The organism is Pseudothermotoga lettingae TMO, from assembly GCF_000017865.1.
Classification (GTDB): Bacteria; Thermotogota; Thermotogae; order Thermotogales; family DSM-5069; genus Pseudothermotoga_B; species Pseudothermotoga_B elfii.
Map to the genome: position 1 here is coordinate 1,493,261 of NC_009828.1, position 23,303 is coordinate 1,516,563.

General features: G+C 38.7%; 20 protein-coding genes, 2 tRNA genes and 1 riboswitch. Of the genes, 13 read left to right on the forward strand and 9 right to left on the reverse strand.

Annotated elements, in window-relative coordinates:
* Positions 1–10: 10 nt before the first annotated feature.
* The 9 genes from TLET_RS07320 to rsmH all read right to left on the reverse strand — a co-directional run bounded on the left by TLET_RS07320 (position 11) and on the right by rsmH (position 9,227).
* Positions 11–751: a GntR family transcriptional regulator gene (locus TLET_RS07320; protein WP_012003461.1), complete on the reverse strand. Its 741-nt coding sequence runs from the start codon at positions 749–751 to the stop codon at positions 11–13.
* A gap of 189 nt (positions 752–940) precedes the next feature.
* On the reverse strand, positions 941–1,750 hold the full coding sequence (locus TLET_RS07325; RefSeq protein WP_012003462.1) for a DHH family phosphoesterase: 810 nt from the start codon (positions 1,748–1,750) through the stop codon (positions 941–943).
* 10 nt (positions 1,751–1,760) lie between these two features.
* Positions 1,761–4,181 carry a DNA mismatch repair protein MutS gene (gene mutS, locus TLET_RS07330; protein ID WP_266105290.1) on the reverse strand — a complete coding sequence of 807 codons (2,421 nt, stop codon included), beginning with the start codon at positions 4,179–4,181 and terminating at the stop codon, positions 1,761–1,763.
* 21 nt (positions 4,182–4,202) lie between these two features.
* The gene (gene clpP / locus TLET_RS07335; protein ID WP_038051571.1) at positions 4,203–4,826 is read right to left on the reverse strand and encodes an ATP-dependent Clp endopeptidase proteolytic subunit ClpP; all 624 of its coding nucleotides are present in this window, start codon (positions 4,824–4,826) and stop codon (positions 4,203–4,205) included.
* Complete coding sequence (tig, locus tag TLET_RS07340) at positions 4,789–6,087, reverse strand: trigger factor (RefSeq protein WP_012003465.1); 1,299 nt, start codon at positions 6,085–6,087, stop codon at positions 4,789–4,791. Before tig ends, clpP begins: the two co-directional genes overlap by 38 nt.
* 84 nt (positions 6,088–6,171) lie before the next feature.
* Positions 6,172–6,245: transfer RNA gene (locus TLET_RS07345), tRNA-Gln, on the reverse strand.
* Positions 6,246–6,281: 36 nt separating this feature from the next.
* On the reverse strand, positions 6,282–8,033 hold the full coding sequence (locus TLET_RS07350; protein ID WP_012003466.1) for a penicillin-binding protein: 1,752 nt from the start codon (positions 8,031–8,033) through the stop codon (positions 6,282–6,284).
* A gap of 16 nt (positions 8,034–8,049) precedes the next feature.
* Positions 8,050–8,334 carry a hypothetical protein gene (locus TLET_RS07355; RefSeq protein ID WP_028843886.1) on the reverse strand — a complete coding sequence of 95 codons (285 nt, stop codon included), beginning with the start codon at positions 8,332–8,334 and terminating at the stop codon, positions 8,050–8,052.
* 14 nt (positions 8,335–8,348) lie between these two features.
* Positions 8,349–9,227, reverse strand: coding sequence for a 16S rRNA (cytosine(1402)-N(4))-methyltransferase RsmH (gene rsmH / locus TLET_RS07360; RefSeq protein ID WP_012003468.1), 879 nt, complete (start codon positions 9,225–9,227; stop codon positions 8,349–8,351).
* A gap of 412 nt (positions 9,228–9,639) precedes the next feature.
* On the opposite strand from rsmH, the gene TLET_RS07365 reads away from it, so the two are divergent.
* The 13 genes from TLET_RS07365 to pruA all read left to right on the forward strand — a co-directional run bounded on the left by TLET_RS07365 (position 9,640) and on the right by pruA (position 23,280).
* On the forward strand, positions 9,640–10,620 hold the full coding sequence (locus TLET_RS07365) for a glycoside hydrolase family 130 protein (protein WP_012003469.1): 981 nt from the start codon (positions 9,640–9,642) through the stop codon (positions 10,618–10,620).
* Positions 10,621–10,642: 22 nt separating this feature from the next.
* Complete coding sequence (locus TLET_RS07370; protein WP_012003470.1) at positions 10,643–12,319, forward strand: ABC transporter substrate-binding protein; 1,677 nt, start codon at positions 10,643–10,645, stop codon at positions 12,317–12,319.
* A gap of 56 nt (positions 12,320–12,375) precedes the next feature.
* Complete coding sequence (locus TLET_RS07375) at positions 12,376–13,365, forward strand: ABC transporter permease (RefSeq protein ID WP_012003471.1); 990 nt, start codon at positions 12,376–12,378, stop codon at positions 13,363–13,365.
* 4 nt (positions 13,366–13,369) lie between these two features.
* On the forward strand, positions 13,370–14,215 hold the full coding sequence (locus tag TLET_RS07380) for an ABC transporter permease (protein ID WP_012003472.1): 846 nt from the start codon (positions 13,370–13,372) through the stop codon (positions 14,213–14,215).
* Between the two features lie 5 nt (positions 14,216–14,220).
* Complete coding sequence (locus tag TLET_RS07385) at positions 14,221–15,192, forward strand: ABC transporter ATP-binding protein (RefSeq protein ID WP_012003473.1); 972 nt, start codon at positions 14,221–14,223, stop codon at positions 15,190–15,192.
* On the forward strand, positions 15,189–16,136 hold the full coding sequence (locus TLET_RS07390; protein ID WP_012003474.1) for an ABC transporter ATP-binding protein: 948 nt from the start codon (positions 15,189–15,191) through the stop codon (positions 16,134–16,136). Before TLET_RS07385 ends, TLET_RS07390 begins: the two co-directional genes overlap by 4 nt.
* A 14-nt stretch (positions 16,137–16,150) precedes the next feature.
* Positions 16,151–17,734, forward strand: a complete 1,584-nt coding sequence (locus TLET_RS07395) for a glycoside hydrolase family 36 protein (RefSeq protein WP_012003475.1) — start codon at positions 16,151–16,153, stop codon at positions 17,732–17,734.
* A gap of 5 nt (positions 17,735–17,739) precedes the next feature.
* A complete protein-coding gene (locus TLET_RS07400) occupies positions 17,740–19,086 on the forward strand; it encodes a glycoside hydrolase family 1 protein (RefSeq protein WP_012003476.1) in 1,347 nt (448 codons plus the stop codon).
* A 5-nt stretch (positions 19,087–19,091) separates the two neighbouring features.
* Complete coding sequence (locus TLET_RS07405) at positions 19,092–20,090, forward strand: LacI family DNA-binding transcriptional regulator (protein WP_012003477.1); 999 nt, start codon at positions 19,092–19,094, stop codon at positions 20,088–20,090.
* Between the two features lie 270 nt (positions 20,091–20,360).
* A tRNA-Pro gene (locus tag TLET_RS07410) sits at positions 20,361–20,438 on the forward strand.
* 35 nt (positions 20,439–20,473) lie between these two features.
* Positions 20,474–20,740, forward strand: a complete 267-nt coding sequence (locus tag TLET_RS07415) for a metal-sensing transcriptional repressor (RefSeq protein WP_012003478.1) — start codon at positions 20,474–20,476, stop codon at positions 20,738–20,740.
* Between the two features lie 84 nt (positions 20,741–20,824).
* Entirely contained in the window at positions 20,825–21,481 is a 657-nt protein-coding gene (locus tag TLET_RS07420; protein ID WP_049753361.1) for a class II glutamine amidotransferase, read from the forward strand.
* Positions 21,479–21,599: riboswitch (molybdenum cofactor riboswitch) on the forward strand. Its footprint overlaps the gene before it by 3 nt.
* Positions 21,600–21,678: 79 nt before the next feature.
* Positions 21,679–23,280 (forward strand): L-glutamate gamma-semialdehyde dehydrogenase, encoded by a 1,602-nt coding sequence (pruA, locus tag TLET_RS07425; RefSeq protein WP_012003480.1) that lies wholly within the window; start codon positions 21,679–21,681, stop codon positions 23,278–23,280.
* The last annotated feature ends 23 nt before the right edge of the window (positions 23,281–23,303 follow it).

Here is a 23,303-nt window from a genome sequence, read left to right on the forward strand (position 1 = left end):
CCCCTCGCTCCTATATTCTTTTTCTTACAAGTTTCAGGGTAAATATACTGGTATTTACATAATCTTCTGAATACATCCATGGAATTCCATCACCGTCGAAATGAATTTGAGATAGAAAAACAAGAGGAGTACCCTCAGGTATTTCTAAAAGCTTTGATAGTTTTTTATTACTTAAAAACGTCTTGATCTCAGCAACTGCGTATTTTATTGACACCCCATATTCCTTTTCCAGAATATCGAACAAAATTTTTTCTGAATTTGCGTGAAAAATGCCTGCGAATTTTTCGAAATATCCTGGTAACCTTGAAATTGCCACAAAAGTTTCCGCATAAAGTACTGGAATGCCATCAGCCGCATACAATTGTTTTGCTACAGCAATTTGAGCATTGAGTTCAAGATTAAGATGTTTAGCAATTTCTCTATTTGCGAATAATTTTTCACACTCGTTCATAAGGAAAGAAGGAGCTCTTCCTGAAGAAGAAATTATGTTGAAAAGTCCTCTTAAATATTCAATGCCTGTATGAACAAAGGCTTCATTTTTTATAACAAAAGTTCCTAAACCCTGTTTTCTCACAATCAACCCTTCTCTTTCAAGGGCAACCAGTACTTCCCTCACAATTGTTCTGCTAACACGCAGTTTTTCACATAATTCATCTATAGGTGGAAGCTTTGTGCCCTCAGGAAGCTCGATTATCTCTGCTCTCAGTTTATCAAGGACCTCTCTATACAGGGATTTTCTAAAATGTGCCATTAAATTCCCTCCCAAAACATATTACGTAATACGTATGATGATATTAATTATATAACATTTATGTCATTAAAATGCAAGAATAATTTTCAGTTATTTCTAACGTCTAATCCCAATAAAAAATCATGGAAGGAAGAAAACCGACAATTTCGCTTTTTTTCTCTCGATTGCTCGAGATGGTGTCCTTTTTCTCTAAAACTCCGTCAGCAGTTTTTTTACTAAAAAATCTACATCGTAAAAACCGTAAAGTCTTCCAGCATCTCGATTGTGAAATTCTCTAAGTAATGTTTGATAAACCCTCTGAACAAGAGGTTTTCTGCAGTACACCCAGCTGCCCCATGGAAGCCTTCCTATTACTACTGAAAGATTTAATGGATACATGAGCAAATCAACCACACAGAGAAACTCATCGTCATCATCACATTCTGCAATAGCTAAGGTGAGTTTATCTTTAACTATTTCTATATTTGAGATATGTTTGATAAATTTCTGGTAATCTTTCACTTTTCCAGAAAGAACCACTTCGAAAACTTCATCGAGCGGGCGATCACAGAGAAACTTTGCAAGATATTCAAGTTCTTCACCTTTGGCTGCTTTTAGAAATCCAGTATCAGTAACAAGTGCTACGGCAAAAGCAAAAAGTATGTCTTCCTCAAGATCTATTCCATCACTCAAATCATAGAGGTTCATAACATTAGCTGTTCTAATTCTTACATATTTCATAAAAGCCTTCTTGAGGAACTGAGAATCAGGATTTGCGTGATGGTCAAAAACAGCATAGTTGTAAACTCTGAATGGGATTTTTTCTGGTTCAGATGTGTCGTAAATATAAAAGGCGTGGATTTTTTCTGGAAATATACTGTTTTCTACTTTCAATTTTCTCATGAGATTCAAAACCGTTACATCCGGCTGATGAACAAACAAATATCCACCTATGATTCTATATCCCCAGTAAACACTTGCAAAACCATCGGCATCGGCATTCAAATGAGTTGTGTGCAATACTGGAAAATCACCACAGTTGGGCTTGATTCGGATGCACCTTCTTTTTTTTGAGTTTTTTCAATTTTTCACTGCTGATAACTCTTAATTTGTCCTCAAGTTCGCTCTTATTGGCTATAACATCAAGTACTTCTCGAGCCCGTTGAATGATCTCACCCGGCAATCCGGCGATGCCGGCTACTTCAATTCCATAACTTCTATCAGCTATTCCATCAACAACCCTGTGCAAAAAAATCACCTGATTTTTTTCTTCAATTACCTGAACAGTCTTATTAACTATGCCGTCGTACATTTTTGCAAGTTCTGTGAGTTCAGTAAAATGAGTCGCAAATATGCATTTACAGCTTATCTGATTTTGTAAATATTCCGATACAGCCCAGGCTATACTTATTCCATCGAAAGTACTGGTACCTCTTCCAACTTCATCAAGCAAAATAAGACTATTTTCTGTTGCTTGATAAACTATCTTGGCAACCTCATTCATCTCTATTAAAAACGTACTCTTACCAGATGCTATATCGTCTCGAATACCCATTTTTGCAAAAATCCTGTCGAAAACAGGTAATATCGCTTCATCTGCCGGTACAAAACTGCCCATCTGCGCCATAATAGAAACCAGCGCTACCTGCCTTATAAAAGTTGATTTGCCGCTCATATTTGGGCCAGTCAAAATAATAAAATTCTTTGTACGATCCATTTCCAGATCATTTGGTACAAAGGTATCCACAAGTCTTTCAACAACCGGGTGCCTTGAATTTCTCAGCAGGAGTTTTCCATCATTACTGAAACTCGGTTTGGTGTAGCCATAGCGAATAGCAACATATGCAAGTGTGGAGAGAACATCTATCTGTGCAAGAAATTCAGCCAATTCTATAATCAAGCCAACTTTTGAAGAAAGTGATGCGCATATCTCATCATAAATCTCTTTCTCGCGCCTTTCAAGATTTTCTTTAGCAGTCAACATCTTCTGCTCGAATTCTTTCAGTTCATCTGTTATGAACCTCTCTGCGTTGACGAGTGTTTGTTTTCTAACATAATTGGGTGGAATTTTTGATAAATGTGATTTGGTTATTTCAATATAATAGCCGAATACTGAATTATACCCAACTCTCAAATTGGGTATACCAGTTCGATCTCTTTCACGTTGTTCAAAATTGTTCAAGAATTCTTGAGAATGATAGACAAGTTCTCTCAACTGATCAAGCTGTTCATCATAACCTTCTTTGATAACTTTTCCTTCACCTATAACAGATGATGGTTCTTCTTTTATCGCATCATTGAGAATTTCGCAAATATCATGCAAGCAGTCAACCATAGCCGCCTCAGGAAACGCTTCATTTGTTAAAAGAACTTCTTTTATATACGGACATACCTGAAGTGTTGATCGGAGAGCAACGAGGTCTTTCACTGAGGCTTTTCCGTAGTTGATTCTATTTGCAATTCTCTGAATATCTCTCACGGCTTGCAAATACTCTCTAATTTCATTGAGAAGAATCGAATCTTCTACAAATGCCTGCACTTTGTCAAGTCTTTTATTTATCTCATAAAGATCTCTGAGTGGTTGGAGAATCCAATTTTTTAACAACCTGGACCCCATCGATGTTTTAGTGTGGTTCAAAACATCGAATAAATTTTTTCCTTTTTCTCCGCCAACCAGGCTAAGATGCTCTATTGTTGCAGGATCGAGAAAAACATACATCTGATCTCTGATAATCCTCGGTGGCTTAACAAGTGTGCATGGCGACATTAATGTGTATCTTAAATACCTTACAAGCGCTCCAAAAACTTTTAGATTACTTCCAAGCTCGAGGTGGTCTATGTCAGAAACCTTGAATACTTCTGCAATATCTTTTTCGAGTAAAGCATCGTCCAGATGCCAATCAGCAAGCGATTCTATCATTATATCAGCCAGATTTTTCTCAAGATCTTGCCTTAAATCTGGTTCGCAAAGTACCTGAGATACTTTCACTGACCCAAGAAAATCAATCATAGATTGAAAATCTTTGAAAGACACCACAAAACTCTCACCTGTTGAAATATCTACACCTGCGACCGAGTATTCGCTTTTCCTGCATATGGCAACAAGGTAATTATTGGAATTTTGATCAAGTAGATCATCCTCTAAAACTGTACCTGGCGTGACAATGCGGGTTACTTCTCTTTTTACAAGACCCTTAGCTGTAGAAGGATCTTCCACCTGATCACATATTGCTACTTTGTACCCGAATTGGACAAGTTTTTTCAAATATGTGTTCAAAGCATGATAAGGTACACCAGCCATGGGAGCATCCTGCCTGTGAGTCAGGACAAGATCCAGAGTTTTAGAAACAATCTCAGCGTCTTCAAAAAAAGCCTCGTAAAAATCTCCGAGGCGAAAGAGAAGAATAGCATCTTTATACTTTGATTTTATATCCATGTACTGTTGCATCATCGGGGTGAGCTTCAATTAATCTCACCTTCTTTTTGATTCTATTACTTTATCCACCAGCCCGTAATCGAGAGCTTCATAAGCACTCATAAAGAAATCTCGATCAGTGTCTTTTTCTATCCTATCCAGGGGCTGTCCCGTCTTCTCGCTCAGTATTGTGTTAATGAGATTTTTAATCCTCAGCAGCTCTTTTGTGATTATCTCGACATCTTTCACAGGTCCCTCTGCTCCTCCAAGTGGTTGATGAAGCATTATCCTGGCGTTGGGTAGGGCAAATCGTTTGCCCTTTGTACCGCTTGCAAGAAGAACCGCCGCCATCGAAGCAGCCTGTCCTACACATATAGTCACAACATCACTCTTTATGTACTGCATAGTATCGTATATGGCCAGGCCAGCTGTTACAGACCCACCGGGACTGTTTATATAAAGCTGAATATCCTTATCTGGATCCTCAGCCTCAAGGAACAGAAGTTGCGCAACAACGAGGTTTGCCACATGATCGTCTATAGCGTAACCAAGAAATACTATACGATCTTTTAGAAGGCGGGAATAGATATCATAAGCCCGCTCATATCTTCCTGTAGATTCAATAACAGTCGGTATTAATTGGTCAGTTATCTTCATTTTTTTGAGCCTCCTTGCCCTCATTCTGAAGTTCTTCCGGCTTAACATCAACTATCTTTGCGCGCTGAACAATAAGTTCGGCAACTTTTCTTTTCAACAATTCCCAGCGAACATCCTCAAAGATATCGTTTCTTGACTTCAGAATACTTTTCGCTCTTTCAACCGATATTCCCCAGGCAATTGCCAGATTTTCTGCTTCATTTTGAACCTCATCTTCCGACACATCCAGGTTATTTTCCCGGGCAACTTTCCGAATAGAATAGGTTTCTTTCATATCTGTTATATAGTAGTTCTTAAGTGCCTCTCTCAGTTTTTCCGGATTATTGTCATGATCTTTCAGTAATTTCTCATACTCTTCTCTGTCGCGCCTGATCTTATCAAAGACCGTTTCTACTAACTGCGACAGCGTCCTTTCAGATACCAAAAGCTGTGAAGTTTTAACCAGTGAATCCAGAGCCTGTGTTTTCAAAAATTCATCCATCTCTTTCTCGTACAGTTCGTTTCCTTCTCTTTCTATGGCATCTTTCAACTGCTCAAGTGTTTCATATTCGGCGCTTACCGTTTTTGCAAGTTCGTCTGAAATATCAATCAATCGCCTCTTATTTACCTGCTCTATTTCTATTTTGTAATGGTATACCTTTCCCTCTCCGAAATCTCTGTCAAATTCAACCACATCGCCAGACTTCTTGCCTACTATCTCACTGACTACAGGTCTGTCGTCCTCTTTGTAAAGGACGTATTCACTTACCTTCTGATTCATTATTACTTTGCCATCTGTCGTAATAGTCATTTTTACTCTTACCATATCGTCGTATTCCGCAGGTCCTTCTTTTGGTTCAAGTATCGCGTGTGTTTGCTGAAGCTCTTTCAACTTTCTCTCAATATAGTCTTTCATGACAGAAGGTTTGTCAACTTTCTTCAACTCAAAATCCTCGAATGGTTTGATCTCAACATCTGGCAATCTGTGAACCTCTATTGTCATTCTTGCTCTGTTATTGGATAACTCGAAATCGACCAGGATAGGAGGTAAAAGCATGTTTTCCTGTTCATCTATTTGTTTTACAATTTTTTGCCAGAAAAAGTCAATCATTTCAGATTTTACAGTTTCCGGGTATCTTGATCTTACAATTTGCTTTGGAGCCCTCCCTTTTCTAAATCCGGGTATTTCCACTCTGTTAACTACCTGTCTTAATGCAACTTCCTCAGCTTCTTCGATCTCATCTTTTGTGAATGTGTATTCACATACAACCATGTTTTTATCCTCTGTTTTAACTACTCGCTCCATTTCGTTGACCTCCTTAGCTTTTGTACAGAAAAATTATAGCATGTTTGCACGATCAAAAAAAAAGCAGGCTTTCGCCTGCGACCCTGGCTGGGAGGGGAGGACTCGAACCTCCACCGGCGGATCCAGAGTCCGCTGTCCTACCATTAGACGACCTCCCAACGCCAGTCAAATTATATCATCACGGGGGATCACGGTCAAGGCTCTTCTAATATCAAGACAACTTCTCTTAAATCACTGGAACCAGCTTCTGGATATTGATCAGCAACCAGACCTGTTCCGTTAAATCTCACGTTTTTCACACCCAGCTCGTTCATAATTATGAGCGCATCTCTTAGGCTCAATCCTTTCAAATTTGGCATTATTCCTTTCGGAAAACTGATCCACCTTTCCCTTGAAAGATCTATAATTTTTCTAACGATCGAGGCGAAGACAGGAGCCGCCACTTCACTTGCAAGATATCTCTCATTCGAGGGTTCGTCTATGTAAACAAGTATTGTGTACTTTGGATTTTCGTACGGATAAAACCCTGCGAAAATCGAAAAATATTTTCCCTCCCCGGCCGCTATTTTTTGTGCTGTACCAGTTTTGCCAGCTACATTTACACCGGGAACCTGTGCTTTTATTCCTGTACCCTCTTCTACAACCTTTCTGAGCATTTGACAGACCAGAGAAGATGTTTTTTCACTGACAATTCTTCTGGTTTCAGGTATCTTTTCTTCAAGCAAAGTGGGATAAACATACTCTCCTCTGTTTGCAATAACATTAAATGCCGCAAGAAATTGAAGAGGAGGTGTACCTATACCATGACCTATTGAGATCATTGCAAAATCTATTTTCGACCACTGTTCAGGCCTTCTAAGTACACCATCTATTTCCCCGGCTATTTCCACACCTGTTTTTTCACCTAAACCGAAACGCCTTAACCAACTATAATATCCATATTCTCCCATTTTTTCCTTTATCTTCTTAGCTATCAGGATCGTCGCAGTATTGCAGGATACAGCAAGTGCCTTCTGAACATCAACTTGTCCATGTGCTTCAAGATCCTTCACCACTATGTCAAGATCTTCAACTGGTTTCACACTGCCATTACATTCAAAAACATCATCTGGCCCAACTATGTTATTCTCAATAGCAATCGAATAAATCACAGGCTTAATTGCTGAACCAGGTTCAAAATAACCCAAAACTGCGTCGTTCCAATCTCTCGTTGTGACCATAGCCCGTATCTTTCCTGTATTTGTTTCCATTACAACAACTCCGCCCGCAATTGCGTTGTTTTCCAAAACGGCTTTCTGAATTTCCTCATAACAAATTTTTTGAATGTCTATATCTATGCTTAATTTAACATCGCTGCCATCTTCGGGTTCTATGATCTGTTCTATATTCGGAGACAAACTGACAAACCCATGGTATTTCAGCAGCAATTTTCCATCTTTTCTCTTTTTGAGAATCTTATCAAGTTTTTCTTCCACGCCTCCAGTACCGTGTCCATCAATTACTCTGCCAACAATTTTATCCAGAGCATAATCAGAGATTTGCCGTCTTCTGGTTTGAATTTCAATCGATATAAATGGAAGCAACGAAGTTGGGATTTTGTTGACTATAGCCTCCCTGTCACGAGATTCATCCAATCTTATAAAACGTGTCTTGCCATTTAGCAATTCGGCTGGTGAATAAGGCAGGTTAAAATTTTTCACAAGTAGAGAAAGCTGCGCGTCAATACTATCAATATATCTCTGCTTAAGATAATTTACATCCAGATAAGCAACATAAAACGCTTCATCGACAGCACAAAGTCGATCATTGACATCAAGCAACTTACCTCTTGTGGCAGGCAAAGTAATCATCCAGTGCTTCGGCGAATACGCAGCGTTTCCTTTTAGAAGGAAAGAAACAACCATCACCGCTGAAAATATAGCTGCCACATAAAATATCAATTTCACGCGCAACCTGAATACATTATTCATACTCCTCTGGTCTAACTATTTCCTGTCTGGCGAGAATTAATGATTGCTCTTTTTCAAGCTGCTCGATTTGTTTCTCAAGCTCAAAAATTCTCATCTGGAGTGCTTTGTTTTGTAGAGAGAGCTGAGCAGATACTTTTGTCAGTCTGATAGCTGGAATTGTAAATATGATTACGAGTGTTCCAAAGAACAGAATAAGTAACAATCTTGGTAGGTCACGAACCAAGGTGCGCGTAATAGCCTTTGAATTCCGCTTCGCTTGAATTCTCGCGAGGGCCAAACCCCCTCCTCCTCTCACTTTCGCTCCGCTATACGCATCTTTGCGCTCCGAGCTTTCGGATTTTCTCTGACCTCCTCTAAACTCGGTCTTACAGGCTTTCTTGTTAATACATCTAATTCTTGAATGGATCTGAAAGCTTCCTTCACTATTCTGTCTTCAAGTGAATGAAAAGAGATCACAATTATTCGCCCATTTTGATTTAAAATATCTGGCACCTGAACCAAAAAATTTCTTAGATTCTCAAGTTCGTTGTTTACAGCTATCCTGATCGCCTGAAAAACTCTGGTTGCAAAATGCCTTCTTCGAAATCTTCTTTCTTTTTCAGGTAAAGCTCTTGCTATAACTTCAACGAGCTTTGCCGTTGTTTCTACAGGTCTGTTTTTGACAATAAAACGCGCTATACGACCTGCATACCGTTTCTCTTCCCCATACTCAAAAAATATTCGTCGTAGCTGGTTTTCCTGCCAGAAATTAACGATATCATACGCTGTAAGACGCTGCGTCTTATCCATTCTCATATCTAATGGGCCATCTGAAGAAAACGCAAAACCACGCTCGCCTTTCATAAGCTGCAGCGTGGATACGCCGAGATCCATTATTATTCCATTAACTGCCTTTACTCCAAGCTGGCTTAAAACTCTTTGCGCCTCCACATACGTAGCTTTCAGTAACTTCGCTCTGCCTTCGCTTTCGTATTTTTTCAATCGCTGCTTCGCCACACTTAAGATTTCTTCATCTACATCAATTCCTATGACCACGCTGCCTTTAATGTTTTCGAGTATCGCCTCGCTATGTCCACCTGCCCCTACAGTACAATCCAGAAACACTCCTCTTAAATTGCTGAAATAACTCAGCACTTCTTTTACCATGACTGGGACATGAACAATTTCCATCAACATCGCTCCGCTTTAAACGTGTCTTTATTATAAAGATATAAGCCATCCAATGCAAACAAAAAGCACTTAAAAGAAAACGATTTCCAATACGCTTGTAGACAAATGTTTCGCTATGTTTTTGTTTGGTAATCTTATGTTTACATATATCAACATAATCTTTTTTCTGGAATTCTAAGCAAAAAAATCTCCTGTATAGTTACAAATGTATGTACAATAAACAATTATTTTTAATATAAAGTAAAAAAAGAAGAAAAGCAGCGATTCAAAAAGATCAGGTCAGTTTCGCAGGAACATTTTCATATTTTTTCCGAAAAAACGTGAAAATTACAGTTGCTATGAAAATGTTTTCATGAGAGCCTAATTTTTGGTCAAGAAAGGTCTAAATAGGACATTAAGGAGGACATATTGCTTGAAGGTTTTTGGCGAGAAAATTCATAACCTTCCTTGGGAAAACAAACCGCAAGGATGTAGAGAAGTTGTATGGCGATACAGCAAAAACCCTATAATTAAAAGAAACCCTATTCTCAAAGGTTCGAGAATTTTTAATTCAGCTATAGTACCTTACAAAAATGAGTTTGTGGGAATATTTAGAGTGGATCATAAAGATGGGGTACCATTTTTGCATTCTGGCAGAAGCACAGATGGCATTCAATGGCATATTGAAGAAGAAGATATAAAATGGGTCGATATTGATGGAAAACCATTCCCGGTAAATTACGCTTATGATCCCAGACTGACAAAAATCGATGATTCCTATTACATAACTTTTTGTACAGACGATCATGGCCCCACTATCGGTATAGGCACAACAAAAGATTTTAAAACTTTCGTCAGGCTTCCAAATGCTTATGTTCCTTTTAACAGAAATGGTGTTTTATTTCCAAGAAAGATAAACGGAAAATACATCATGCTAAACAGACCAAGTGACAATGGCCACACCCCTTTTGGTGATATATTTCTCAGCGAAAGCTTTGACATGATACATTGGGGAAATCACAGATATGTCATGGGAACAAACAAACAAAACTGGTGGGAAAATTTAAAAATAGGAGCTGGTCCTGTCCCAATAGAGACAGACGCTGGATGGCTTCTTATATATCATGGTGTTACACTCACTTGCAACGGCTATGTGTACAGCTTCGGTGGAGCCCTTCTTGACATAGATAATCCAGACAAGGTTCTTTACAGAGGAAAATATTATCTTTTAACACCCGAAGAAGATTATGAGACATCTGGCTTTGTCCCAAATGTGGTTTTCCCATGCACGGCAATCTGCGATGTTGAGACGGGAAGACTCGCTATATATTACGGGGCAGCCGATAGTTACATCGCGTTGGCATTTGCATATATAGATGAAATTATAGATTTCATCAGGAAAAATCCAAACTGAACTTCCACAAGGGGGTGTTTGCATGAAAAAGTTTCTGGTTCTATCCATGGTTCTTCTGATAACAATTGCAGCCTTCGGCGAAACATTTGAAAGAAGCAAAACAGTCTATGTTGGAGGAGGTATGTGGTCTCCACCATCAAACTGGAATCCGTTCACATCATGGAACGCTGTGACTGGGACTATCGGATTGGTTTATGAAACACTGTTTCTGTATGATCCATTATCAGGTGAATTCGAACCATGGCTTGCGGAGAGTGGTAGATGGATTAACAGCAATACGTATCAGATCAAACTCAGAGAAGGTATCTCATGGCAGGATGGAAAACCACTCACGATCGATGATGTAATTTTCACTTTCGAGATTGCCAAAAAGTACACCGGAATAAACTACAGTCCTATCTGGGAGTGGCTCGAGAAAATCCAGAAAATTGATAACCTCACTTTAAATTTCGTATTCTCTGATCCAAGATATCAAGAATGGGGACAACAACTCATAAGTATAGCAATCGTACCCAAACACATCTGGGAAAATAGAACTGAAGAGCAGATATTACAGGGTGCAAACGAAAAACCTGTTGGCTCTGGGCCATATTATGTTGAGAGCTGGGCTGATGACAGAAATGTGTACAGGAAAAACCCGCAGTGGTGGGGCATCAAAGTTGGATACGATCCAAAACCTGAAAGGGTTGTAATTCTCAGGATTCTCAGCAACAATGTTGCCGTAGGGATGTTGATGAAAGGTGAGCTTGACTGGAGTAACTTTTTCTTGCCGGGCATACCTATACTGAAAAAATCGTATGGAATCCACACATGGTACTCGGAAGCACCTTACATGTTACCAGCTAACACGACAGGCATATTTCTGAATGTCAAAAAATACCCTCTCAATATCGCTCAATTTAGGAGGGCTATGGCTTTTGCCATTGATCCAAATAAAATTGTTGATAGAGCTTTCGAAAAAATGGTAGAACCATCCAACGCAGTTGGCATCATGCCAATTCCCGGCTGGATAAAGTATTATCCATCTGAAGTAGCAGAAAAATATGGTTTCAAATATGATCCACAGATGGCTAAAGAGATCCTGGATGAACTTGGTTTCAAAGATGTGAACGGAGACGGACTCAGGGAAGATCCAAATGGGAAGTCGTTTAAGCTAACGATAGAATGCCCGTATGGCTGGACAGACTGGATGGTTTCAATACAATCCATAGCAGAAGATCTGAGAAAAGTGGGTATAAATGTGGAACCATCTTATCCTGATGCCTCCAAGTATAATGATGATTTGTATGGTGGAAAATTTGATATCATATTGAACAATTATGTCACAGGAGTTTCAAGCACCATATGGTCATATTTTAATGCCGTATTTTACCCTGATGCTGTTGAATCAGAATATTCATACTCTGGTAACTTTGGAAAATATGAAAACCCTGATGTAGAGGTTCTTCTGGATGAACTCAACCGAACACCCTTCACAAATGAAGAGAAAATAAGGCAAACCGTTGCACAGCTCTCAGAAATATTGCTCAGAGAATTGCCGTTTATTCCTCTCTGGTATAACGGAGCATGGTTCCAGGCCGTAGAAAACGTTTGGACCAACTGGCCAGATGAGAACAATCCTTATGCATGGCCTATCTCCTGGGGAGGTCACTGGCAACTCTGCGGTGTAAAAGTGCTTTTCAACATAAAAGCAAAATAGTTTCAGGTTTTTCCCCTGCCCGGAGTTCTGGGCAGGGTTTTTAAGGAGGGAATCTGTTGAGAAAATTCCTGTGTAAGAAAGTCCTCATATACATCTTGACATTCTTTTTCGCTGTAACTATAGATTGGGCTATTCCCAGATTTATGCCAGGTAATCCCATTCATTTTTTGATATCAAGATTTGCCACTTTGCCTGAATCTGCAAAGGTTCTCCAGAGTTATTTTACACAAGCTTTTGGGCTCGATAAACCTTTATTCGAACAGTATATTAATTTCTGGAAAGCATTATTAAAAGGCGATCTTGGTACAAGTATATATTTATATCCTCAACCAGTTCTGAAAGTCATTCTTCGCGCTCTTCCTTACTCTATCGGATTGCTTCTGCCAGCCATCCTGGTCAGTTTTCTCATAGGAAACAGATTTGGTGCTTTTGTTGCTCGCAAGAAAAAACTCGATAATGTTGCTTTACCAATTTTCTACACTCTGACGGCTTCGCCATATTTCTGGTTTGGCATATTGCTTGCGTGGTTATTTGGCGTAGTACTGGAGATATTTCCTATTGCAGGAGCTTACAGCTTTGCTCTCACACCATCTTTTTCCTGGAGATTCATTACAAACCTTCTTTACCATTGGGTACTGCCATTTGTCTCATTAGTACTGGTCATGCTTGGTGGATGGGCAATTGGTATGCGAAATATGATTATATATGAACTTGAAGCCAATTATTCGAGATACTTAGAGACCTTGGGAGCTTCTCAAAGATTGGTTAGACGGTATGCTTACAAAAATGCGATACTTCCTCAAATAACAGGACTTGCCACTCAATTAGGGACAGCAGTAGCTGGAACGTTAACTACTGAAATCGTTTTTTCATATCCGGGTATAGGTTATCTACTCATGCAGGGAATATTAAATCAGGATTATTTTCTCGTGCAGGGATGCTTTCTGTTCATAATACTTGGTGTTTTAATTGCCAATTTTCTGGTTGATATCTTTTACGTTGTAATTGATCCAAGAATCAGAAAATCTTACACAGGTGAGGTTTGATTCGATGACAAAAAAAGAATTCGTATATTTTTTCCTCAGAAATAAAAAAGTGATCTTTGCTATATGCACATTGAGTATTTTAAGTATACTGGCAATCTTTGGTCCAAATTTAACCCCATATGACCCGCTGGAGTTTGTGGGAGCACCATACCAGCCACCAAATAAAAATCACTGGCTCGGAACCAATACTTTCGGCCAGGATTTGTTTGCACAGATTGTTTATGGATTGAGAAATTCGCTGATTGTTGGGCTCCTCGGGGGAGGTATTGCTACAGTAATAGGTCTTTGCATTGGATTCATAGCAGGGTATAAAGGTGGATGGTTTGATGAATTTTTGATGATGCTGACTAATATTCTTATGGTAATACCAACCCTCGCATTGTTGATAATAATAGCAGCTTACCTGCCGTACAGGGGCATTTTCATACAGAGCGTGATTATTGGATTGACAGCCTGGCCATGGACTGCCAGGGCAGTGAGAGCACAGACGTTATCTTTGAAAACAAGAGAATTTGTCGATCTTGCGAGAATAACCGGCGTAGGGTCAGTGAAAATTATATTTCAAGAGATAATGCCAAATATGATGTCTTATGTTTTTATGGTCTTTATTCTCCAGTTTGGCGGCGCAATTCTTGCAGCCACAGGGCTGGATTTTATAGGGTTGGGGCCAACAAGAGGTATATCTCTTGGAATAATGATGCAGCAAGCTACATTGTGGAATGCAATCCAGTTAGGAATGTGGTGGTGGGCAATTACACCGGGAGCTCTAATCACTCTTATAGTCGCTACACTATATATCATGAATACGGGACTTGATGAAATCTTTAATCCCAAACTGAGGGAGATGTGAGAGTCGTGTCAAAGCAAATATTGCAGGTGAGAAACCTTAAAATATATTACAGCACTCTCTATGGTTATGTGAAAGCTGTCGATGATGTTTCATTTGAGGTTAATCGCGGAGAAATTCTCGGTGTTGCGGGAGAATCTGGTTGTGGAAAATCCACACTTGGCACCGGGTTGATATTTTTGAAACCCCCCATGAAATACATTTCTGGAGAAGCGTTACTTGATGGAAAAAATATTATGGGGTTGCCTGAAAAAGAGATGAGAAAGATAAGGTACGAAAAAATTTCACTGATTCCACAATATGCCATGGATGCTTTGAACCCAACAAAGAAAATCAGGCACATCATAAGGGATATCCTTAAAGAACACAGATTTACCTTTGAATCCAGAAGAGATATAATCCAGGAAAGGCTTAAAATAGTAAACCTGAATGAAAAAGTCATAGAGATGTACCCGATAGAACTATCTGGTGGCATGAAACAAAGACTTGCAATGGTAATCGCCACATTGTTAAACCCGGAAATACTTATTGCAGACGAAATAACATCTGCTCTGGATGTAAGTACACAGCGTGCAGTTTTGCAGATGCTCTATGAAATGAGAGAGAAAAAAATCATGGGTTCGCTCATTTTCATAACCCATGACCTATCTGTTTTGAAGCAAATAGCAGATCGCGTCCTTATAATGTATGCAGGAAAATTAGCAGAGTTATCACCAATAGAAGATGTTATTCGAAAACCACTTCACCCATACGCTAAGCTGTTACTTGGTTCACTGCCAAAAATAGGTGTTAGATACTATCAAAGGAAGCTTAAGGGTATAGTTGGTTATCCTCCAAATTTACTTAATATAGATTCAGGTTGCAGATTTAAAGACAGATGTCCTATGGCCTTCAACAAATGTGAAGAAGATCCACCTGTTTTCAAAATTGATAGTAGAAAGGTTGCCTGCTGGCTCTATGAAGAAGGTGATAAAAATTGACCCTGCTTTCAGTGAAAAATCTGGTGAAAGAATTCCCATTAGACTTTTTCGGAAGGGAAAAATTGAGGGCTGTAGACAATATTTCTTTTGACATAGACGAATCGAAGATCGTTTCTCTTATTGGTGAAAGTGGTAGCGGAAAAACAACAGTTGGAAAACTCATTCTAAAACTTCTTAAACCAACATCGGGTCAGATTCTTTTCCACGGAGAGGACATTGGCAAATTTTCGAAAAATCGCAAAGAATACTATAAAAAAGTTCAGGGCATATTTCAGGATCCATATTCTTCTTTCAATCCAATCTACAAAATAGATAGGGTTTTTGAAGTGGTCTTTGACGAATTTTTTCCACATGTGAAAAACGCACAGAGAAAAGAAAAAATAGAAAAAGTACTCACTTCTGTGGGCATGAACCCGTCTCAGATTCTCGGAAAATATCCACATCAACTGAGCGGAGGGCAGCTTCAAAGAATATTGATCGCACGAACTTTATTATTGGAACTTAATATTCTCATTGCCGATGAAATAATTAGCATGCTTGATGCTTCTACGAGAATCGATATATTGAATTTACTGGCGAAAATAAAGGATAAAACAGGTATGTCTGTAATCTTCATCACACATGATCTGTCACTCGGATATTACATAAGTGACGAATCTTTTATCATGTATAGAGGAAACATTGTCGAGATGGGAGACACACAAAAAGTTTTTCACAATCCATGCCATCCATACACTAAAATGCTTCTTGAATCAATTCCAGAAATAGACAGAAAATGGGACTTTCGAGAACATATCAAAATAGAAACTATTGAAGATGAATCAACAGGATGCAAATATTTCTCCAGATGCAATGTAAGAGAACATAGATGTCAAAAACAAATACCAGAGTTGATTGAAATAGAGGAAAATCACAAAGTTATGTGCTTCAAGTTTTATGGTTGACAGGGGGGTAAAAAATGGAGATGTTCAGCAGCAGAATAAGGGAAGGTAATTTTGTACTGAATGAGAAGAATTATTCAATAAAATGGACTACTAAACAGATTGAAAATGGATGGAAAATAACAGGATTCATCAAAGGAAAACCCGGGAGAATTGAATTCTTCAAAACCTATTCTTCGAAAAAAATTTTGATAAACAACTGGCAATCATGGGGGCCATGTAAAGTGATCAATACAGACCATCTTAAGTTGCCAAGACAGATAGATGATAACTGGCAATACACTACCTCCCTGTTTCCAGATATCTTTGAGAAACAAATTCAAAGCGACTATTTCATACTCGAAGAAAATAAACTGTACGGCTTTCTCAGTTCAAGAATTGCCCACCCATTTTTCACAGTTCAGAAAAATGCTATGACAGCCTATATAGACTACTTCGATGCAGTATTTGATGAATACGTTCCTTTAGAAACATTCGTTATTCTGGAAGGTGCTGATGAATCTTTTTTATTGGAGAAATACGGTGAACTCATTGCAAAAGAAAACAATGTTTCTATTAGAAAACAAAGCATAATAGGATGGTGCAGCTGGTATCAGTATTTTTTGAATCTGACATGGCAGGAAATATTGAAAAATATAAACCTTGCCTCAAATTATCCTTTCGAGGTTTTCCAGATAGATGATGGTTATGAAAAAGATATAGGAGATTGGTTAATAGTAAAAGACGGCTTTCCTCAACTTTATCAAATGGCAGAAACTATAGCAAAAAGTGGGATGAAACCGGGCATCTGGATAGCACCGTTTTGCGTTTCAGAAAGCTCAAGCATTTCTCAAAACCATCCAGACTGGCTTGTAAAAGAGGAGGAGCGGCCGAAAGTAGCTTTCAGAAACTGGGACCATCAAATATTCTCCTTGGATCTTTCTAAAAGTGAAGTAAAAAAATGGCTTTACGAATTATTTTCAACACTGAGAAAAATGGGGTACCTCTATTTCAAAATAGATTTTCTTTTCTCAGGGGCAATTCCTGGAAAAAGGCATAATGGATCAACTCCAATACAAGTATTTAGAGAAGGACTTGAGGTTATAAGAAAAGCAGTAAAAGATGCTTTCATTCTCGGCTGTGGATCACCACTTCTACCGGCTGTTGGATTTGTGGATGGCATGAGAGTAGGTCCCGACACAACACCTTTCTGGGGGGAAAATGTACCAGATGAGGGTGCTCCAGCTGCAAAATGGTCCTTGAGAAATGCAATAACAAGGCATTTCATGCACAGAAAACTCTGGTTGAATGACCCGGATTGTCTTTTGCTCCGTAGCGAACAAACCAGCTTAACACTCAACGAAAGAGAGCTGTATGCCTACACGTGCGGTGTACTTGACAACATAATCGTAGTAAGTGATGATTTATCTCTGATTGATGATCAAAGCAAAGAAATCCTCAACAAAACTTTGAGATTAATATCCGGGAGTGCGTTTGTGAAAAACATTATGTCTACAGATGGTTATGAAATCATCTCACGTGGTACTAAATCAGGTGATGTGAAGCTCTTTGTGGATCTGGAAAAAAGAATATTTTCCCTTGAAATAAAAACAGAGAGGTGACAAAAATGTTTGGTAAAGATTTTCTTTTCGGTGTTTCTATATCCGGATTTCAATTTGAAATGGGCGATGAAAAATCCATAGATCCAAATACCGATTGGTTTGCCTGGATTCATGATGAATTGAATCAGTTAAATTACGTGGTAAGTGAAGATTGTGTTGAAAATGGAGTCAATTATTGGTCAAGATATGAAGAAATTCACAAATTATGTGAAGAATGCGGATTAAATTCAATACGAATTGGCATAGAATGGTCGAGAATTTTTCCCCGGCCAACCTTTGACACAAGAAGTGACCAACTCCAATCAATCGCTGATATGAAGGCAGTTGAGCATTACAGAGAAATCGTGACAGATGCCAGAAAAAAAGGGCTAAGAGTAATTTTAAATTTAAATCATTTTACTCTTCCCATATGGTTGCATGATCCAATTTACGTAAATCGAAACTGTGATTTCTCCAAAAATGGGTGGATTAATGATAAATCGGTGGAAGAATTTTCTAAGTATGCAGAGTTCTGTGTGAAATGTTTCGATGATCTGTGTGATATGTACAGTACAATGAATGAGCCAAACATAGTTGCGCAGCTTGGATATCTTTCAAGAAACTCTGGCTTTCCGCCATCAATAATGAGTGTGGAGTTTTACAAAAAGGCTATCGAAAACCAGATAAAAGCCCACAAATCAGCATATAACAAAATGAAGCAACTCACTGAAAAACCTGTCGGAATAATATACGCAACAATATGGTACGAAGGAGATGAATCAGCTGAGGAAGCTATGAAATTTGCCAACTGGTATTTTCTCGATGAAGCCATGAAATATTCCGATTTCTTAGGGGCAAATTATTACACCAGAGCTGTTGTGAAAAAAAGAAAACCATGCGAATTGAACGGATTAAAGATCACCTGGAAAACAGTTCGGGGATTTGGGCAAAGCTGCAAGCAAAATTCGAGATCATTTGATGGACATCTAACAACGGATAATGGATGGGAAATATATCCTGAGGGGCTTGAAAAGATTCTAATTGCATGCTGGCAAAAATACAAAAAACCAATTTATATTACTGAAAATGGCGTTGCTGATATAAAAGATATTTATAGGCCTTACTATATCGTTTCGCACCTAAGTGTAATAGAGAAACTTATTGAAAATGGGCTGGATATAAAAGGATATCTTCACTGGTCAATTACCGATAATTTTGAATGGGCATTGGGTTACAGCATGCGATTTGGACTCATTCATGTGGACTTTGCCGATGGTTCATTGACACCTCGCCCAAGCTATTTTTTGTACAGCAAAATCATTGAGAAAAATACAGCACACACATTTAAAAAACTGCTTGAAATATGGGGGTAGCATCGATGATAACAATCAAAGACGTTGCAAAATATGCAGGGGTTTCAATAGCAACCGTTTCAAGAGTAATAAATGGGAGCAACAGAGTCTCTGAAGAGGTTAGGAAAAAAGTACTGAAGGCAATACGCGAGCTTGGATACAAGCCAAAACCGCATTATAGCCTAAATGGCGAACTTCTCAGAACCATAGGTGTACTTCTTCCGGATTTGGGGGGTTATCACTATTCAGAAATTCTCAGCGGAATCGAAGAATATGCCTTTGAAAACAATTTTGACGTTATGGTTTCATTGACAAGAAATGTGCCAGACATAGAAAAGGAAATACTTGACGAGTATTTCAGGAGGAAAGTCGATGGTGTTATCGTATGCACTCTCAGGAGTGATGAAAAATTACTTGAAAAATTCGTGAATAGCGGTGTTCCTGTGGTAGCAGTAGATTCCAGAATAGATGAATTGAGGGCCGATTCAGTTAATATAGATAATTTCAGTGGGGCATATCACGTTATGAGATATCTATATGAGCATCATCACAAGAAAATTCTCTACGTGCCTGGTCCTTCAAATGTTTACGCTTCCTATGAGCGGGAAAAGGGCATAGAAAAATTTCTCTCCAAATATAGAGATGTCGAGTTTTCAAGTTGCAACATACGTGGATTCAATCCGGACACAGGTTACACAGGGGTGAAAAATAATCTGAAGAAATACGGTAAAAATTTCACCGCCATTTTTTCTGTGAACGATTATGTCGCCCTTGGGGTAATAACAGCTTTGAACGAGGCAGGGTTGAAAATACCAGAAGATGTTTCTTTAATATCCTTTGACGATGCCCCTTTTGCCTCTTACACAGTTCCTCCTCTGACAACTGTTTCTCAGCCACGCTGGCAAATGGGTCGAATTGGTGCACGCATATTGATTGAAAAATTGAGTAATCAGCTGAAAAAAATCCTTCGTACGGTAGTCCTTCCAACCCACATTGTAGAAAGAAAATCAGTTTCAACAATATGAAAATCAAAGATCTGCTTTCAAATCACTCCCTTTAACTACGGCATTGTTTGCCTTGTACTTCATGTTATGATCCAAATAAATCCAGATTTCACCAATTTGAAGCAAAGCGAAGCAAGCTGGCTTTTGACTGTGTTTTTCTTTCAGAACATTCTTTTTCAACTCAGCTTGATAGTAAAATGGTTCAGCAATCTAATCCAAAATCAATCAAGAAATGGAAAAAATAGCCTCTTGATTATATAAATGTTTGTGATAATATATATACTTGTGAGTCGGGGCGTAGCGCAGACGGCTTAGCGCGCCTGCCTTGGGAGCAGGAGGTCGCTGGTTCAAGTCCAGTCGCCCCGACCATATTTTTTTGTGTTAAAATCAATTAAGGTGATAAAATGCACAAACATCAAAATGTTATGAAAGATCTAAAAATTGCTGAAGGTCAACTCAGAGCTGTCATAAATATGATTGAGGAAGATAGATACTGCATAGATATATCCAAACAAATTCTCGCAACTATTGCCCTGCTCAAAAAAGTCAACACATCTGTTCTAAAAAATCACATAGAAACTTGTGTTAAACAAGCCGTCGAAAGCGGAAAAATTGAAGAAAAACTTGAAGAACTTGAATTGATCCTCAATTACATGGAAAAGAGTTTCTGAGATATTTACTTCAGATAGACTAAAAGACCTTATAACGAACAATTAATCAGATCATTCGTGTTTTGGTGGTATTCTTAATAACTGGTGATAGATGTGTGCAGAATGATTGGATTTTCCTTCAAGAGCGAAAGATCTATAGATGATTTTTTTGCGCACCTTCAAAATATGGCAAAAAATGGAAAATTTGCGCCACACGATCATGGATGGGGAATTTACGCCCTGAACGGTGAAAATGTTGTCTATCACAGGTCACAAAGGCCCATCTTCGATGATACCTTTCCTTCCTTGAAACTGAACGCAGGTATAATCCATGCAAGAAAGGCTTCTGAGCATCTCCCGGTGAGTATATTGCAAGTTCATCCTTTTATAGACAATTGTGGAAAGGCTTTCTGTCATAATGGAACTATATACGACATACCGTTTCATTTCATCGAAAGTGATACATATTCCTATTTTTTTAAAATTAGACAGTTTAATTCCTACGAAGAGCTTTTAGAAAAAATAGCATACGTGGCCCAAAATTTCAAACATACCGGCATGAATTTTCTAATGATGAATAAAAATGATTTGCTTGTCTATTGTGGTTACAGCACGAATGCAGATTATTACACGCTCTGGTACAACGATAAGAATGGATTTGTAGTATGCTCAGAACCAATGAACAATGATTATGTCCCGATGGAAAACAAAACGATGTTCGTGGTGAAGGATGGAAGAATAGTAAGAAAATTGAGCATATAATTTGAAAACCTCCGAGCCTGGTTTTCTAAGGGCTCATGCCTATGAATCCAGGCCGATAGGGTCAAGAGGGAAACTTCTTGGCCTCCCGTGTTTGGAAAGGAGGGATGGTTGTGTTGCTGTGCTTTAAAAAGCCCTTCTTTTTGTGTTGAAGGGCTTTTTTGTTTTGCAAAAGATTTCAAATTGTGGGAGGTGGCAAAATGAAATGGATTATTTCCAAACCAGTCAGTGAAATGAGGAACATAATTACTTACTCTGAGGGCAGTAAAGAAAGAGAACAACTTGTAAGAGAAATCAATGCTATAAAAACGCAGACAATTGATATCCCGGTTGTAATTGGTGGTGAGGAAATATTCACAGATGACGTTGTAGAAATCAGATCTCCACATGATCACAACCTTGTCCTTGCAAGAGCTCATCTGGCAGGCGAAAGAGAATTGAAAAAGGCAATAGAAGTTTCTCTCAATTCACATGAGCAATGGGCTGAGTTAGATTGGTATCATAGAGTTTCGATATTCATGAAGGCAGCAGAACTGCTGTCCGGTCCAGAAAGATTCAAAACGATAGCGGCAATCATGATGAACCATTCTAAAAATCCATTTGAAGCGGAGATAGATTTGATAGAACTCTGCGATTTTTACAGATTCAACGCTTATTATGCAAATTTTATTTACGAACAACAACCTGATCAAGAAACCGGGGAACTCAATCGTTTAGATTACAGGCCACTTGAAGGTTTTGTGTGTGCCATAACGCCCTTCAACTTTTTCTCTATAGCGGGAAATTTGCCTTCATCTCCCGCAATGATGGGAAATACAGTTATCTGGAAACCCGCAACCTCGACCATTTTCAGCAATTATCACATAGTCAGAGTCCTTGAAAAAGCTGGTTTGCCTGAGGGAATAATAAATTTTGTTCCATTCAGGAGCAAAAATGCACATATACTGTTGAAAAATTCCAATCTTGCTGGAATTCATTTCACTGGAAGTTACGAAACTTTTATCGATATATGGAAAACCGTGGGAGAAAATATTGTAAACTATAAGAATTTTCCAAAACTTGTTGGTGAAACTGGCGGAAAGGATTTCATATTTGTCCACAAAAGCGCAGAGATTGAAGAAGCTGGTACAAGCATAATAAGAGGCGCTTTCGAATCACAGGGGCAGAAATGTTCAGCTGTTTCCAGAGTATATGTTCCAGAAAGTTTCTGGCCGGATTTACGAAATTTTCTGGTAGAAAAGCTCAGCAAGATTAAATACGGCCCTGTTGACGATTTTGAGAACTTCATGGGAGCTGTGATTGATCAATCAGCCTACAAAAGGGCTGTTTCATACATAGAGTATGCCAGAGAACATCAAGATGAATACGAATTTATCTATGGAGGAAACTTTGATGATTCAAAAGGGTGGTTCATACAACCAACGGTCATAAAGACCAGTAATCCTCGTGGAAAGCTCATGGTTGAAGAAATATTTGCACCAATAGTTACTGTATATGTTTATTCCGATGATGATTATGAAGAAACATTAAAATTATGCGAAAATAGTACACCTTTTGGCCTAACTGGTGCCATTTTTTCAAAAGATAGATACGCCATAGCTCTCGCTGAAAAAATACTGCGATATGCTGCAGGAAATTTCTACATAAATGATAAGCCCACAGGTGCAATAGTGTCTCGCCAACCTTTTGGTGGTGCGAGAGCTTCAGGAACAAATGACAAAGCTGGTTCATGGATAAATTTGCTGAGATGGATCACACCACGAACAATAAAAGAAAATCTCAAGCAAATCAAAATGCCGTGAAATTTAATTCTGTGGGTTGCTTC

Bases quoted from the DNA above. Each gene is read 5' to 3' on its own strand.
- TLET_RS07320 (WP_012003461.1), bottom strand. From the start codon at position 751: ATGGCACATTTTAGAAAATCCCTGTATAGAGAGGTCCTTGATAAACTG.
- mutS (WP_266105290.1), bottom strand. From the start codon at position 4,181: ATGATGCAACAGTACATGGATATAAAATCAAAGTATAAAGATGCTATT.
- clpP (WP_038051571.1), bottom strand. From the start codon at position 4,826: ATGAGGGCAAGGAGGCTCAAAAAAATGAAGATAACTGACCAATTAATA.
- tig (WP_012003465.1), bottom strand. From the start codon at position 6,087: ATGGAGCGAGTAGTTAAAACAGAGGATAAAAACATGGTTGTATGTGAA.
- rsmH (WP_012003468.1), bottom strand. From the start codon at position 9,227: ATGGAAATTGTTCATGTCCCAGTCATGGTAAAAGAAGTGCTGAGTTAT.
- TLET_RS07370 (WP_012003470.1), top strand. From the start codon at position 10,643: ATGAAAAAGTTTCTGGTTCTATCCATGGTTCTTCTGATAACAATTGCA.
- TLET_RS07380 (WP_012003472.1), top strand. From the start codon at position 13,370: ATGACAAAAAAAGAATTCGTATATTTTTTCCTCAGAAATAAAAAAGTG.
- TLET_RS07395 (WP_012003475.1), top strand. From the start codon at position 16,151: ATGGAGATGTTCAGCAGCAGAATAAGGGAAGGTAATTTTGTACTGAAT.
- TLET_RS07400 (WP_012003476.1), top strand. From the start codon at position 17,740: ATGTTTGGTAAAGATTTTCTTTTCGGTGTTTCTATATCCGGATTTCAA.
- TLET_RS07405 (WP_012003477.1), top strand. From the start codon at position 19,092: ATGATAACAATCAAAGACGTTGCAAAATATGCAGGGGTTTCAATAGCA.
- TLET_RS07415 (WP_012003478.1), top strand. From the start codon at position 20,474: ATGCACAAACATCAAAATGTTATGAAAGATCTAAAAATTGCTGAAGGT.
- pruA (WP_012003480.1), top strand. From the start codon at position 21,679: ATGAAATGGATTATTTCCAAACCAGTCAGTGAAATGAGGAACATAATT.